Annotated in this window: 16 protein-coding genes and 1 pseudogene; 8 read left to right on the plus strand and 9 right to left on the minus strand. The window is 40.7% G+C overall.

The features are described from left to right. The first annotated feature begins 150 nt into the window (after window positions 1-150). Window positions 151-1,962 carry an ATP-dependent endonuclease gene (locus tag HYI04_RS08715; protein ID WP_058952106.1) on the plus strand — a complete coding sequence of 604 codons (1,812 nt, stop codon included), beginning with the start codon at window positions 151-153 and terminating at the stop codon, window positions 1,960-1,962. 92 nt (window positions 1,963-2,054) lie between these two features. Here the strand turns inward: HYI04_RS08715 and HYI04_RS08720 are convergent, their stop codons facing one another. Further along, a complete protein-coding gene (locus HYI04_RS08720; RefSeq protein WP_058952528.1) occupies window positions 2,055-2,438 on the minus strand; it encodes an endonuclease domain-containing protein in 384 nt (127 codons plus the stop codon). Window positions 2,439-2,520: 82 nt separating this feature from the next. On the opposite strand from HYI04_RS08720, the pseudogene HYI04_RS16925 reads away from it, so the two are divergent. Then, a pseudogene (locus tag HYI04_RS16925) lies at window positions 2,521-2,723 on the plus strand (amino acid transport protein). Here the strand turns inward: HYI04_RS16925 and HYI04_RS08725 are convergent. Both HYI04_RS08725 and HYI04_RS08730 read right to left on the minus strand, forming a co-directional pair. Further along, on the minus strand, window positions 2,720-3,190 hold the full coding sequence (locus tag HYI04_RS08725; RefSeq protein ID WP_058952107.1) for a hypothetical protein: 471 nt from the start codon (window positions 3,188-3,190) through the stop codon (window positions 2,720-2,722). The pseudogene HYI04_RS16925 and the gene HYI04_RS08725 sit on opposite strands and share 4 nt — an antisense overlap. Window positions 3,191-3,326: 136 nt before the next feature. Continuing rightward, a complete protein-coding gene (locus HYI04_RS08730; protein ID WP_058952108.1) occupies window positions 3,327-4,547 on the minus strand; it encodes an MFS transporter in 1,221 nt (406 codons plus the stop codon). A 104-nt stretch (window positions 4,548-4,651) separates the two neighbouring features. Between HYI04_RS08730 and HYI04_RS08735 the strand changes: the two genes are divergently transcribed. Further along, a complete protein-coding gene (locus tag HYI04_RS08735; protein WP_058952109.1) occupies window positions 4,652-5,434 on the plus strand; it encodes a helix-turn-helix domain-containing protein in 783 nt (260 codons plus the stop codon). A 14-nt stretch (window positions 5,435-5,448) separates the two neighbouring features. On the opposite strand, the gene def is transcribed toward HYI04_RS08735, so the two are convergent. Next, window positions 5,449-5,934: a peptide deformylase gene (gene def, locus HYI04_RS08740; protein WP_004694417.1), complete on the minus strand. Its 486-nt coding sequence runs from the start codon at window positions 5,932-5,934 to the stop codon at window positions 5,449-5,451. Window positions 5,935-6,148: 214 nt separating this feature from the next. Between def and HYI04_RS08745 the strand changes: the two genes are divergently transcribed. Further along, window positions 6,149-7,426: an MFS transporter gene (locus tag HYI04_RS08745; RefSeq protein WP_094148896.1), complete on the plus strand. Its 1,278-nt coding sequence runs from the start codon at window positions 6,149-6,151 to the stop codon at window positions 7,424-7,426. Window positions 7,427-7,493: 67 nt separating this feature from the next. Here the strand turns inward: HYI04_RS08745 and HYI04_RS08750 are convergent, their stop codons facing one another. The 3 genes from HYI04_RS08750 to pnuC form a co-directional block, all read right to left on the minus strand. After that, window positions 7,494-8,003, minus strand: a complete 510-nt coding sequence (locus tag HYI04_RS08750) for a DUF2505 family protein (protein WP_058869189.1) — start codon at window positions 8,001-8,003, stop codon at window positions 7,494-7,496. Window positions 8,004-8,136: 133 nt separating this feature from the next. Then, the gene (locus HYI04_RS08755) at window positions 8,137-8,406 is read right to left on the minus strand and encodes a hypothetical protein (RefSeq protein ID WP_058952111.1); all 270 of its coding nucleotides are present in this window, start codon (window positions 8,404-8,406) and stop codon (window positions 8,137-8,139) included. 7 nt (window positions 8,407-8,413) lie between these two features. Then, the gene (gene pnuC / locus HYI04_RS08760; RefSeq protein WP_058952112.1) at window positions 8,414-8,989 is read right to left on the minus strand and encodes a nicotinamide riboside transporter PnuC; all 576 of its coding nucleotides are present in this window, start codon (window positions 8,987-8,989) and stop codon (window positions 8,414-8,416) included. A gap of 199 nt (window positions 8,990-9,188) precedes the next feature. Here pnuC and HYI04_RS08765 point away from each other — a divergent pair, with 199 nt between their 5' ends. From HYI04_RS08765 to HYI04_RS08775, 3 genes are all read left to right on the plus strand, one after another. After that, on the plus strand, window positions 9,189-9,986 hold the full coding sequence (locus tag HYI04_RS08765; RefSeq protein ID WP_058952113.1) for a crotonase/enoyl-CoA hydratase family protein: 798 nt from the start codon (window positions 9,189-9,191) through the stop codon (window positions 9,984-9,986). Between the two features lie 66 nt (window positions 9,987-10,052). Beyond that, window positions 10,053-10,961, plus strand: a complete 909-nt coding sequence (locus HYI04_RS08770; RefSeq protein WP_159153542.1) for an alpha/beta fold hydrolase — start codon at window positions 10,053-10,055, stop codon at window positions 10,959-10,961. Between the two features lie 6 nt (window positions 10,962-10,967). Next, entirely contained in the window at window positions 10,968-11,552 is a 585-nt protein-coding gene (locus tag HYI04_RS08775) for a TetR/AcrR family transcriptional regulator (protein WP_159153514.1), read from the plus strand. Between the two features lie 8 nt (window positions 11,553-11,560). Here HYI04_RS08775 and HYI04_RS08780 read toward each other — a convergent pair whose 3' ends face one another. Beyond that, the gene (locus HYI04_RS08780) at window positions 11,561-12,037 is read right to left on the minus strand and encodes a hypothetical protein (protein WP_228276916.1); all 477 of its coding nucleotides are present in this window, start codon (window positions 12,035-12,037) and stop codon (window positions 11,561-11,563) included. Between the two features lie 337 nt (window positions 12,038-12,374). On the opposite strand from HYI04_RS08780, the gene HYI04_RS08785 reads away from it, so the two are divergent. Further along, window positions 12,375-12,821: a GNAT family N-acetyltransferase gene (locus HYI04_RS08785; RefSeq protein ID WP_078388431.1), complete on the plus strand. Its 447-nt coding sequence runs from the start codon at window positions 12,375-12,377 to the stop codon at window positions 12,819-12,821. 32 nt (window positions 12,822-12,853) lie between these two features. Here the strand turns inward: HYI04_RS08785 and HYI04_RS08790 are convergent, their stop codons facing one another. Beyond that, window positions 12,854-14,701, minus strand: coding sequence for a diguanylate cyclase domain-containing protein (locus tag HYI04_RS08790; RefSeq protein WP_372239165.1), 1,848 nt, complete (start codon window positions 14,699-14,701; stop codon window positions 12,854-12,856). Between the last annotated feature and the right edge of the window lie 12 nt (window positions 14,702-14,713).

Here is a 14,713-nt window from a genome sequence, read left to right on the forward strand (position 1 = left end):
ACTTTCAACTTTTGCCAGTGTTGATCTGTCAGCATGGTACGAGGCATAGCGAATAGTAAAATTGGGTTTGGCGATTTGATTTTACTACTTCGCTATTTTTTTAAGCTAAAAGTGTCAACACCCCCTAAATTGCTTTGAGCATGGGGAAATATGTCTATTCCAAAGATTAAAAAATTAATCATTAAAAACTTTGGTTGTATTGGGTCAAATTCCATTGAATTAGAAATTGATAAAATTGTAATTTTAGTTGGAGCAAATAATGCTGGTAAGAGTACAATTTTAAGAGCCTTTGAGGTTGTTACAGACAATTTACAATTAGAAGAGTCTGACTTTCATAATAATCAAGTTTCTCCAGATTGTTTACCTGAAATCGAAGTACACTCAATTACGACAAATGATACAAAACCTGGTAATGAATGGTGTTTACCATTAGATGATGGAACTTTTCTAGTTAAAGAAAAATGGACATGGGCGGGTACAAAGAAAGAACCTATACGAGTTGGATTCAATATACATGAACAAAGATTTGCTATACAAACTGATGCTGAAAAAATGCCTTGGGGAGTCAATAGTGTAGCAAAAGCTAGAAGACCCAAACCACACCGAGTTAGTACTTTTGATGAACCTGAAATTCAAGCAAGAGCTATTAAATCTCTACTAAAAAATTTATTAGATGAGGCAATTAAAACGCATAAAAGCTCAGATGAAGATGATAAAACAATCTATGAGACCATTATTGAGTCATTAGATACCCTAAGAAAAACTACAAAAAGTCAACAAATACAAAATATTGAAGAACTTGAAACCTCTGCAAATGAAATAATTGGAAAAATTTTTCCAAATCATGAGCTTAAAATCTCTTCACCTGAAATAAATACTCCAATAGAAATAACTTTACTTGGTGATGAATTTGATGTTCATATGGGGACGATAAATGGAGAAAAATTCCCTTTGGAAAAACAAGGAAGTGGTAGTCGACGAACCGCCTTATGGACCATTTTAAAACTTCTAGCTGATAAAGGCATCAAAGCTAAAAATACAACTGCAAAAAATGCAAAATCTCAGCATGAAAATTTAGGCTCCAATACTTCACACATCTTACTTCTTGATGAACCTGAAGTAAGTTTACATCCTTTGGCTATCGCTAACGCCCGTGATGTTTTATATTCATTACCAGAAAATAATAATTGGCAAATAATGATTGCCACACATTCACCGAATTTTATTGATTTAAGTAAAGATCACACAACTGTTATTAGGGTAGAAAAAAGTCTTAATAATGACATTGAAGCTTCAACACTTTATAGACCTGAAAACGTACAGCTAGATGCTGACGATAAAGAAAATTTAAAATTAATGAATTTATTCGACTCACATATTTCACAAGCATTTTTTGGTGGAAAAATTCTCATTGTAGAGGGTGACACTGAATACTCGGCATTTAATTATATCCGTGAAAAAGAATCATTAAGCAATGAACACTACCATGATTTAAATATAATTAGAGCAAGAGGAAAAGTTACTGTTGCATCAATGATGAAAGTATTAAATCACTTTAAAAACAAATATTACGTACTTCACGACACTGATACACAACAATGTCTAAGTAAGAGAATAAATAAAGACTTAAGTTCAGATAAACATAAAGTTTATGACACAATTACTATCACAAATCCTGCATGGACTAACAACAATAAAATAAAAGCTCAAATGACAAATAAATCACGCGTAATAGCATCACTCATAAACTTTGAATCAGCATATTTTGCAGAGACAGTAGAATCAGATAAACCTGAAAACTGTATAAACAATATTAAAGAATGTGAAATTAAATACGCTACGATTAAACAACTTTTGGATGGAATTTTAGAAATTAACAATACGACTTTACCAAATGGCGCTATTTGCTGGAATGAATTAGCAGATCTTGAAGATTCAATCCCAACAATAACCTTAAAATAATCCCTCCTAACCTCCCTTTAAAAAAGGGAGGAACTCCGCGAAAAAATACCACCATCAAATTTGCGAGAAGTCCCCCTTTCTCAAAGGGGGATTTAGGGGGATTCTAATTTAATAAGTTCTAACCTTTGCTCAACAACACAATAAATCTGCTCCACCACCCCATCAATCTCAGTCAAAATCTGCCTGTTACTATACCTCACCACCACAAGCCCTAATTCACTTAAAGCTTGATCCCGAATTTGGTCAGCCGAACGACCATCTTCGGTGTAATGCTGCCCACCATCACATTCGATAATTAAATTCGCTGCAGGACAATAAAAATCGACGATAAAATTTAGAATCGGCTTCTGTCTATAAAACTGCAGCCCTAAAATCTGTTTACGTCTTAATCTCTGCCATAACAGTTGTTCAGCATCAGTCATACTATTACGTAAATCACGAGATGGAAGTTTTAAGTATTTGTTATAAGGTTGCATCACGGCACTCTTAATTTTCATATCTTCTTATAATAACCTTGGCATAATACTGCCAGAGAATAACAATGCACGAAACATCATCATGAACGCAAACCAACTTTTCCTCGGTGTGATCTTTAGCTCAATTGGTTTAGGCTATTTTTTCTATGGAAAAAGCAAAAAATGACCGTGCCCTTTGTTGCAGGTCTGGTTTTAATGGTTTTTCCTTATTTTATTGAAAGCAATGTTTTGCTTAGTAGCATTGGTATTTTACTGTCTGTCATTCCGTATTGTTTACGTTTTTAAAGCGACTTAGCCGTTTCAAGCGACTCGACGAACTTTATGTCGACCACATTCCAGTGATGCATCATCTCGCGTAGAAATATAAAGTAAACCAGACTGAATAGCCCTTGTTTGGTCACCTTCGCCAAATAATATTCCCGACACTCAAGAAATGCATTAAAGCCACTTTCAAGCTGTACACGACTTATACTGTGCTGATTTGGGAAAAATAAAGTCAAAACTTGCTGAAATAAAGCATCCGTACTGATTGCACTTTTGGATTGGGCATACTGGACGGGAACCGATTCTAATATTTCTTCAATCACATAAATCATCGACTCAATCGCAAGCTCATCCAACAACCCATGGCGCATACTGTTTGACTGTATAAAGCTTAAACCTTGATCTAGCTGGATATGCTGTCCATCCATTTCAAATGCCAGCTGATCTAGGCCGAATGAAAACTTGAGTACACCATTCAGATCCGTCATCGCTTCAATACTCCAAAGTCAAAGTACATACATTCAATGCCGTTATTACCGATCATAATCATCAAGCCGAAATGCAATCGCGCCATCTTCGTTTGATAAGATAGCGCGATTAAGACTGAAGGTCAGCCGTATTCCGTTAGTTTGCTTGAGTCTTCGGTAAAAAGAAGGTCGCCAAACCGAGTAAAGGCAATAACGAACACACACCAAACACCCATTCAATGCCTTTGACATCGGCTAAATATCCTAAACCTGCTGCGGCGATGCCACTCACACCGAACATTAAACCGAACATCAAACCTGCAATCATGCCCACTCGTCCCGGAACGGCTTCTTGTGCATAAACCACCATGGCTGCAAAGGCAGAGGACAGTACTAAACCTGTGATAATCGACAGTACAGTCGTCCAAAATAGATTGGCATGCGGCATCATCAACGCAAACGGTGCCATGCCAACAAAAGACACCCAAATCACCGCTTTACGCCCAATTCTGTCTCCAATCGGCCCACCTGCAAATGTACCCAGAGCCACAGCAGCCAAAAAGGCAAAGAGATGTAACTGCGCACTTTGCAAACTGAGGTGAAACTTGTGCATTAAATAAAAAGTGAAATAGTTACTGATGCTGGCGATGTAAGTAAATTTGGCAAACATCAACACGCAAATGGTCGACAGCGCGATGACGAGTTGACGCCCATGCAGTTTGCTTTGCACTTGATGCGCTTTGGCAGCCAATTGTTTTTTACTGTGACTGATGCTCCAACGGCTGACACCGAACAACACCCAAATCGCAAGTAAAGCAAATACAATCAACCATGCCACGGCGTGCTGTCCGAAAGGCACAATAATCAGCGCGGCCAATAAAGGCCCAATGGCTGTACCTGTATTGCCACCGACCTGAAAGGTCGATTGTGCTGTACCAAAGCGCCCACCCGAAGCCATACGTGCTACACGTGAGGCTTCAGGGTGAAAGGTCGAAGACCCTACACCAATTAATGCCGAGGCCATGAGCAGTACAATAAAATTCGGTGAAAAGGCCAACAGTAAAATGCCACTAAAAGTCACCACCATACCGAGTGGGAGCAGATAAGGTTTCGGATGTTTATCGGTATAGAGTCCAATCCAAGGTTGCAGTAGCGATGCCGTAATTTGATACACCAATGAAATCAGTCCGACTTGTGCAAAGCTGAGCGAGAAATTGGTTTTCAGCATCGGGTAAATGGCTGGCAAAACAGCTTGAATCAAGTCATTGAGCAGATGTGCAATAGCCACAGCCCCCACCACTTTTATGATCATGCCTTGCGGCTGCTCATTGATCGTAGCTTCGCCCATACCCTCTTTTATTTGAATTGAAGACGACATACCTCGCAAACTCCATGTATTTTTCATCAGGCATTGATTGTAAAATGTCATTCATAAGACTATCTTCCAATAATCATTGTATAACTGACAATTTTAAACTACACATGCCAAACTCTCTGATTCAAACCGAAATGTCCGAATTGGTGATTGGGCTTTCTTCTGAGCATACCTATCGAGAGATTACCCCTGCGCATACCCATTCGCGGGCACAGTTTCTGTATGCTTCGACAGGGATGATTCAAGTGTTCACCCCAAACCACGTTTGGATCGTGCCGCCGATGTGCGCACTATGGATTCCGACCCATGTTGAACACAGTGTGATTTCATTAAGTCGAGTTAAGCTCAATACCGCATTGGTTCAAGCCGATGCAGCTGCACTGCTGGGGCAACATTGTTTTATTATTCGGGTCAGTAAGTTATTGCATGAACTGCTCATTCGGCTCAATGCGATTGAACACATTCCACCCTCCGAACTGATCAGCTCTGATGAACTGTCACGATCTTTACAAATTTTAATTTTTGATGAAATTCATAAAGCCAATCTGTTGCCGATTCAGATTCCATGGCCGCAAGATCGACGCTTAATGAATATTTGCCAAGCGCTGTTAAGTACGCCCGATCAGTTAAAAGATTTAAGCACATGGGCAGATGAAATTGGCACCAGTTCCAGAACCTTGATGCGCATGTTCCAAAAGGAAACGGGGCTGTCTTATCGCGCATGGGTTCAGCAAATGCATATTGCCCATGCCTTAAGTAAAATTGCCAATGGTGAATCTGTCGCGCAGATTGCAAGATCTCTTGGTTATAGCAATCCGAGTGCATTTAGTACCATGTTTAAACGTCATTTAGGACAGACCCCGCAACAGTTTAAATATAAAGATGAATAGAACGATACTCGCACCTAAGCACTCAGACGATCGACAAATAAAATACCATTGAGATGATCGATTTCATGCTGCACTATTCGTGCAGGAAAACCTTCAAAAGTGCTTTCCATTACCTCACCTGTCAAAGTGTGATACAGCACCTTAATACTTTGCGCACGCTGTACCTGACCGCGTTCATTCGGCACACTTAAACAGCCTTCTTCACCTAAGGTCGTTGCTTGCGAAAACTCTAAAATTTCAGGATTGACCATCACCACGGCGTCCATTTCAGGTGCATCGGGATAGCGTAAATTTGGCCGTGAAGCCACAATAATGACCCGCTTTGAAATATAGACTTGTGGTGCAGCAATGCCTACACCGCTCCGCTCTAACATGGTCGCAATCATGGCAGAAGCCAACTGCATGAGCCAGTCACTATTAAATTCTGCATCTGCGACGCGAGCAGCTTTGAGTCTTAAAATATCTTCACCACGTTGTGCAACAGGTAAAATCACACTCATACACAAATCCTCATTTTTATACCTATTTATTCTTTTTTATATCATAAGCTTTTTATCTCGCCTGCGTTATATATTTACGTTGACTGTCAAATCAACGATATTGATTCATGTATAATTTTTAGTTCAGCCCCAGTAAAGAAAGATTGATTATTCATTCAAAAAAGACTTCTTTAAAATCAAATATAAACCTTTATTCAGCTTTGGAAATATACGCATGGATGCAACACCACGTTTGACCAGAGAAGACAAACGTACCCTTGGGCTGTCATCACTCGGTGGTGCACTTGAGTTCTATGACTTTGTTATTTATGTTTTTTACGCCAAAATTATTTCTGAGTTGTTCTTTCCCGCAGGGCTCAGTCCGTTTTGGGCCATGCTGAATACTTATGGTATTTTTGCCGCAGGTTACTTCTTCCGTCCACTTGGCGGTGTAGTCATGGCGCACTTTGGCGACCTCATTGGTCGTAAGCGACTCTTTAGTTTGTCTATTTTGCTCATGGCTTTACCTACCCTCATGATCGGGGTTATGCCGACCTTTGAAACGATCGGTTATGCTGCGCCGCTGCTTTTGCTCCTTATGCGGGTAATACAAGGCATTGCAATTGGTGGAGAAATTCCAGCGGCTTGGACCTTTGTTTCTGAGCATGTCCCCTCTGAAAAAATTGGTTTTGCCAATGGCTTACTTACGGCTGGTTTGTCACTCGGCATCTTGCTCGGTGCTTTAATGTCACTATTCATTTCTCTTCAGTTTAGTGAAGCAGCTATACATGATTGGGCATGGCGCATTCCCTTTATTGTGGGCGGTATTTTTGGCTTAGTGGCCTTGTATTTACGCAGTTATTTGAAAGAAACCCCAGTATTCAAAGCCATGCAAGCACGTAAAGAGCTTTCTAAAGAAATGCCGGTGAAACAAGTCTTAGCCCGTCATAAAACCGCCGTGGTGATTGGTATGCTCTTGACTTGGTTCTTAACTGCTTGTGTGGTGGTACTGATTTTAGCCATGCCAAACTTACTGACAGGTGCCTTTGGATTTGAACGTAGCGATGCTTTTCAAATGCAAAGTGCTGCGATCATCATGCAAATGCTGGGATGCATACTCGCTGGAATATTGGCTGATCGTTTTGGTGCAGCCAAGGTCTTGATTTTTGGCTCGCTCGGTGTCGCCGCTATCGCAACCATTTTCTATCACAGTTTAGGTGCGGTCAGTCCAACTACTGTGTTTGCACTGTATATGCTTTTGGGATTCTTTTCAGGCACGGTAGGGCTTGTGTCCTATAGCATGGTCAAAATGTTCCCTGCTCCGATCCGCTTTTCGGGCATTTCGTTTTCCTACAATGTCGCCTATGCCATTGCAGGAGGCATCACACTGCCTTTGGTTCAATGGCTCAGTCTCTATAGCAACATTGGCGCGATGTATTATATTTGGCTGGTCTGTTTGGTTTGCTTCTTCACAGCTTTGGTTTATCGAACTCAGTTTGAAACCAAGCCATAAAAAGAAACCCTTCAATCGAAGGGTTTCTTTTTATGCAAGCTACTTTGAAAACATGAGGTCAAAGCCTTTAGCTTAAAGTTTCTGCATGCAGATTTTGACGCAGTTCATCTTCCACAATATCCAGCTCGATTTGGCTAAACTTACGGATTTCACCTTCAGCATGTTTTTCTAACATACCGCCAATTAATGGCACTTTCACTTTTACCGTCCATTCCAGTTGAAAGTGAATCTGCTCATCATTACCCGATACACTACGTTGGCACACGGCTTCTAAAGGTAAGTTGGGGTCTAAACGGACTTCCGAGCTCAATACAACTAAATTGCTGACGTCGGTACGTTGTAAGCGAAAGGCATCTTTTAGAAATTTCTTCGCAATATCAGGAATATTGACATCCAAATTATACGCGCGCTTGAGGGTATAAATATCGCCGACTTTATTCGACTCCAAAATTTCCAACTTCTCACCGGGAATACGACGACAAACATTTTCATGTAAGCTAATATCGGCTGCGAGTCGACGGAAGTCATCCAATGAAACACCTTTGATGGTGGCATTGACTACAAACTGATGTGCCATAATATTAAATCCTTTATTTTTTGTTTTTGTAAACATCCATGCCCTGATCAGGACTGAAAACTGGATCTCGTCATCCTGTAGAAAGGTCAAATATAGACGATGTTCCAGCACCGACTATACCGTGATCTAGATTTCAATGTGCGCCATTCTGTATGACAATATCATCTGCAATATGAATAAAAACCACGCGCTCAAAACAGGCCAAGCGAATATCAAAATGCTCGGCCCCATCATCCAGTCCTGTAACCGCCCAACTTGCACTGCTGGGTAAGTCATCCAGCCAAGTGGCCTGATAAAAATCCGCAACCGAAGCAAAGTCCAAATATTGCTGTGGACTTCCCTTTAACCGCTCAATGACCGACTCAAATTGAGCCAATTGTGCGTGTTTAAAATCAATCAACATACCCAGCCTATACACTTTTTAGCTGTTGTTTATGTCGTACCTGAGTCCATTGCCACCAGCCAAAAGCCGCCAAGCCAACAAAGCCTGCATATAAAGCCGCGGTTAGGAACAAATCTTTATAGATAAACATACCGACATAAACAATATCGACAAATACCCACAGCACCCATGTCGCAATATGTTTACGACTGGTCCAATAAGTCGCCAACAGACTAAACGCTGCGAGCTGCGCATCCAATAGCGGTACAGCTGCATCGGTCAAATACTTTAAGCTCAAACCAAATACTGCACCAGCCGCAGCGGCAAGCAGTATTTGCAAAATCACTTGCCGAGCTGTAATCGGTTCAATCCGAATATCATGATCTTGTTGTTTACCTTTGAGCCAGTGATAAAAACCGTAAAAGTTCACCACTACAAAGAAAAACTGCAAAATGGTTTCGCCATATAGCTTATAGGTATAAAACAAATAGCCATATAAGAAGAAAGCAGCGAAGTTAAACCACCAACACCACATATTGCGCTTAATGGTCAACGTCACCCCGATTAAGCTAATGATGACTGCAAATATTTCAAGGCTAGACATGGTTCAACTGGTATTCAAAGAAGTGCTGCTATTATGAAAAAAAACTCAATAAAGGCAAGACAATTCGGCTCAATCTAAACGCCGCTCTTTTTTCGGGGAATCTGAGCAAACTGTCGAGTCACAGAATGCATACGCATAAGTTTTGACAGTTTTCTAACAATCGTTTAAAAACTTATAAAACGATGCAGGAATAATCAAAATGTCAGAACAACAAGGTCGTGTCAGTCGCGAAGTTCGCGGTTCGTTATTTTTAATTGGTTTAGACCGCGCAGCCAAGCGTAATGCTTTTGATAGTCATATGATTCATGACTTATCACTGGCCCTTACCGAATATGAGGATGATCCTTCACTGCGCTGTGCTGTAATTTTTGCGCACGGAGAACACTTTACTGCTGGGCTTGATTTGGTTGAGTTGCAACCCAAACTCACTGCAGGCGTTTTCGACTTTCCCGTGTCACAAATTAACCCTTGGGGCACCAACTCCAGACCCCGCACCAAACCCGTGGTTGTGGCAGTCCAAGGCTTTTGCTTCACCGCTGGAATTGAACTGATGCTCAATGCCGATGTGGTGATTGCGGATGCCAATACACAATTTGCCCAAATGGAAGTGCAACGCGGCATTTTACCTTTTGGCGGTGCAACGGTTCGCTTTGTACAAGCCGCAGGTTGGAACAAAGCCATGCGCTATCTACTCACAGGTGACAGCTTCAATGCGCAAGTAGCTCTCGATCTTAATTTAATTACCGAGGTCGTAGAAACGTCCTCGCCAAACACTACATTAGAGCGAGCATTGGCCCTTGCAGAATCGATTGCACAAGCAGCACCACTCGCCGTTCAAGCTACACTGGCTTCTGCACAACAAGCCGTACAGCACGGCGCAGACTATGCCTTTGCACATTTACAAGAGCACCTCAGCCCACTACTCAAAACCCAAGATGTCCAAGAAGGTGTCATGGCAATGCTACAACGCCGCCCTGCTCAGTTTAAGGGACAGTAAAGCAAGGGCAATAAAACTTAAAAGTCTGGAACCGACTTTAGTATTTAACAAAAAGAAGAAACGATGATGCAAGCCACCGCCCATTTAGATTCGACCCAAATTGAGAAACAAACTGTAAAATTTTCAGCAACCGATGGTTATGTACTCGTTGGTACACGTTATCGTTCATCTGAGCCGATCAAAGCCAACATTATTGTTGCCAGTGCAACAGGTGTACCACAGCAGTTTTATCGCCGCTTTGCCGAGTATGCAGTAGCTCTAGGTTATCAAGTCCTAACTTTTGATTATCGTGGTGTGGGGCTTTCTGCACCGAAGCAACTCAAAGGTTTCGGCATGTCCTATTTGGACTGGGGACAGCTAGACTTGTCGGCTGCTATTGACTCTATCCGCAAAGATGGCAAACCTATTTTTGTGGTTGGACACTCTTATGGAGGCCAAGCACTCGGTTTAACCCACAACCATGACCAAGTCACTGCGATGTATTGCTTTGGCACGGGTGCAGGCTGGCATGGCTATATGCCGTTTCGGGAGAAAATGAAAGTGCATGTGATGTGGAATATTATTTTCCCGCCGATGGTTGCACTAAAGGGCTATCTGCCTTGGAGCCTGCTGAAAATGGGTACCGATTTACCTGTGGATGTCTACACACAGTGGCGAAAATGGTGTAAAAATCCGACCTACTTTTTTGCAGATCCAGAGCAGCAACACTTACTGGAACAGTATGCACAGGTCAAAACTCCAATCTATGCTGTTTCAGCACTGGATGATGACTGGGCTTTACCGAACTCAAGGCATGCATTTATGCAGCATTATCGGCATGCGAACATGCATTATCTCAATATTGAAGCCAATGACTATGGCTTAAAAGAAATTGGACACATGGGATATTTCCGCCAAGGGGCCGAAGCCATCTGGGACGATATGCTGAACACTTTCGATGGCTATTTATCATCACCAACCACTACGGAACGTTAAAGCTCTATGCGCCCACAAAAACTGAGTAAAGAACAAATCCAGTTGCACTGCATGCAAACATTTAAAACCCATGGTTATGCAGGCACCAGTATGGATTTACTGGCAAAGTCTTGTGGGCTCAGTAAAGCAGCATTTTATTATTATTATCCCAATAAAGAAGCTTTGGTTTTAGATATTTTGCAAGTCAGCCAGCAATACTTAAACCATAAACTGTTCAGCATTTTGTGTGATACGCACTTAGAGTATTGCGTTCGCTTTGAACACTTGCACCAGCAAGCGGTCAACTTTTTTAGTGCGGGTGTTCAAGGCTGTTTAGTCGGGATGCTGTCTTTGGAAGTCCCACATTTATCCGAACAAATTCATCTCAAAATTCAATCGATTTTCCAAGATTGGGAGTTGGCGTTGTTACACTACTTTCAGCAAGTCATGCCTATTGCTCAAGCTGAGGTACTGGCCAAAATCAGTGTTGCCGATTATGAGGGGGCAATCTTAATGACACGCTTAAAACAGGATGACTTCTATCTAACTCATGTTGCAGAAAGAATTCTTAAGCAGTTATCCATAGCTGTGATGGACGCTGTGGAGGCTTAAGCAATAGATCAATCCCGAGTACGATAGCTTTTTTTATGCTCGCATCCACTGCGGTCAATATGCGTATAAAACATGCCATAACGACTTACATAATATTCAAGCGACTGATCATAAAAGCTCCAAAAAATAGACCATTCATTTAAATCCATTTTGCGGATTTGTGTCTGGGTTTTCGCAGGCATTTTGACCAATAATGTGCTTTGCATTAACGTTGCATCTTCTTCGACCGTGAGCAATATCGCTTGATCTAGAAATAAAGTCGCCACGTCATCGAACAGCTCTTGTTCATAAGCCTCAACTTCAATAACACGCTCAACCTGAGGTGCTATATTGGTATGCGTTGCCATTTGCACAGATGCTGCTTCCGATTCAACCGCTTTTTTTTGTCGCTTCAGAAAGCGGTGCTTTTTTTGAATTTTGATTACAATAATAGATGCCGCAACCAAAGCAATGAGTATGCAAATCATCAGTAAAAATGTCGCCATGCTCTGCTCTCGTAACAAATATTCCCTTTTAAAATACAGCATTATCGCTCAAATAAACACCAAATTAATTAAAACAGACTACGTATAAACTCAAATGCTCAATTCGATGACTTGTAATTGGGTGTTGATTCTCAGACCAATTCAAGTGATTCAACACATATTCGCACAAACGTGAAAGGCATCACAAAATGTGATTTTTCACTCACAAAATCACTATAAAAAATAATTAACTTAGTGCGATTGAACAACAAAGTTACATCCGTACTAACAGTAATTCAATTTAATAAATACAGTCCCTAGCATGAAATAGCTCTTTCTATAGCTCTAAGAAGAAAAGATGATACGGGCAGCCCAACTTCAGGACATTCCTGAAATTTTAAATGTCGTGCACGACAGTATTCGATCATGTATCAAAGACCACCATCGCCATGAAAGTACGATTCAAATTTGGCTAGAAAATAAAACCCAATCCAACCTGATTATGTGGATGCACTATAACGACAGCTGGGTTTATGTACTCAATCAGCACGTAGTAGGTTTTATTATGGTCAGTGATCAAGGTCGTATTTTACTCAATTATATTTCATCCGCTGAACAACAGCGCGGTATTGGGAAAGCCTTATTAGAAACCGTTATTGAACATCTTAAACGTAAAAAAATTCACCAAATTAGTTTAGAAAGCACCCAAACAGCATGCTCTTTTTATCAAAAACATGGCTTTCAAATCCATGTCCAAGACATTCCAAATCCCAAAATGGTGACCATGGTTAAACTCTTATCCTAAGGTTTATTAACAGAGGTATGACTCAACTAAATTCACTCATTTTCATAGGATTCATTGGGCATTTTCATCTGATCACGGCCCGCTTCTTTGGCTTGATAGAGTTTTAAATCAGCCGCTTTCATAAGGTCGTGAATATTGGCATAACTCGTTTCATGATCCATCCACGACACTCCCATACTCAAAGTCACATAATCTTTGCCATCTAGTCGGTTATGATGCTCAAAGCGCGCACTACGCACCGCATCTAAAACGGTTTGCATAATCTGGCTAATAATCACAATTGGGACATTATATAAAACAATAGCAAACTCTTCCCCACCATAGCGTGCTAAGTAGGCATTATGTGGCAGTACCGCACCAATCACTTTGACCAGATTTTGCAGGACTTCGTCGCCCTTTAAGTGCCCATAGTAATCATTATAATTTTTGAAATAATCGACATCCATCATGGCAAAAACCAAAGTTGCATGACTATCTTGTTGTGTTTCAATAAAGCGCTGCTGAATTTCTTGATTCAATGCACGCCGATTATAGGCGCCTGTTAAGGCATCAATTTGAATTTGATATTCGAGTTTTTCATTTAAGTCATGTAATTGAGAGGTGCGCTGTTGCACTTTTTGCTCTAAAGAATCATTCAATTCAATTAAATTATTATTTAAACGTTCGGTATGGTAAGTCTGATAAGCATAGTTACGTGATTGTCGGAACATCACCAAAAGTGCATACAGACTGGTAGAGATAAAAGATAGATGAATCGAATCAATCACATGTAGCGTTAGTAAAAAGTCATGAATGACCGATATACACAGCAATACCACGGCGTATAAATTGATTTTCGAATATTTTTGTTTGGTCTTTAAAGTAAGGTAAAAACCATAGGCAAAATTAAGCAAAATAACAATACTGAAAAATGCGCTATAAAAAGCCAGCTGCTCAAAAACAACTTGCTCGGATAACAAGGTAATGACGATATTCAAGGTCAAAACCAACATGGAAACGGTATAAATCCAACGCTGTAAATAGTACTGATTGAGCAAATACATATAGCTCAAAAAAAACATGACCGCTAAATAGATAAATAAATATTCTAAACGTATGCCCCACAACCAGTTGATATCTAGGAAGGTCGTATAAGCATATGGCGCAGTAAAAAGATTATGTAAGGCAAGAAATAAAATAAAAATACCAAAAACAAAAATACTTTTACTATTCCGTTCATCTGAACCACGGAACATCGAGAACATGGTGGTGAACATTCCTACACCAAACACCACGCCACAGATCATGGCGATACTCATCATCAGTTGCTGATAATGTCGATTAATCGTTTTAGCAATGCCAATATGCATGGGGCTTTCAAGGCCGCCGCGTAAATTGTTAAAGTTTGAGGCTTGTATACTTAAAGTAAAATAGGGGCTGTCAGGGACAAAATAAGCAATCCGCGGTGCATTTTCTGTTTGCTGTGCTCCCGCATTATCCGCGACATCCCCTAAACGAACTAAAAAATCGCCATTGAGATAAACCCGATAAGCACAATTTTGATTGGGGATATGAATGGCTAGCCTTCGGCCAATAAATTCATCCGGAATTTTGAAATGACCGACAAAAGTCCCATAACCCGTATTACTGCCTGTAAGTTCTTGAAATGAAATTGGAAATTCGGTAGTTTTAGAAGGGAGTTTACGATTAGGCTGAGAAATCAGCTCTTGGTCATAATAAGACCATGTACCTTTTAAATAACTGGTGGTTTGTTCGGTGAATTGAATGTCATTGACATTTTTTTGATGCAAATAATACTGCGTGGGCTCAGCTTCATATTGTGCCCACGTCGAAGGTATCAAACTTAAAACCAGCAAACAGCTTAAAACAAACCCAAACAAAGACCGTTTGCT

Origin of the sequence: Acinetobacter sp. SwsAc2, assembly GCF_013391465.1 — a bacterium.
Classification (GTDB): Bacteria; Pseudomonadota; Gammaproteobacteria; order Pseudomonadales; family Moraxellaceae; genus Acinetobacter; species Acinetobacter johnsonii.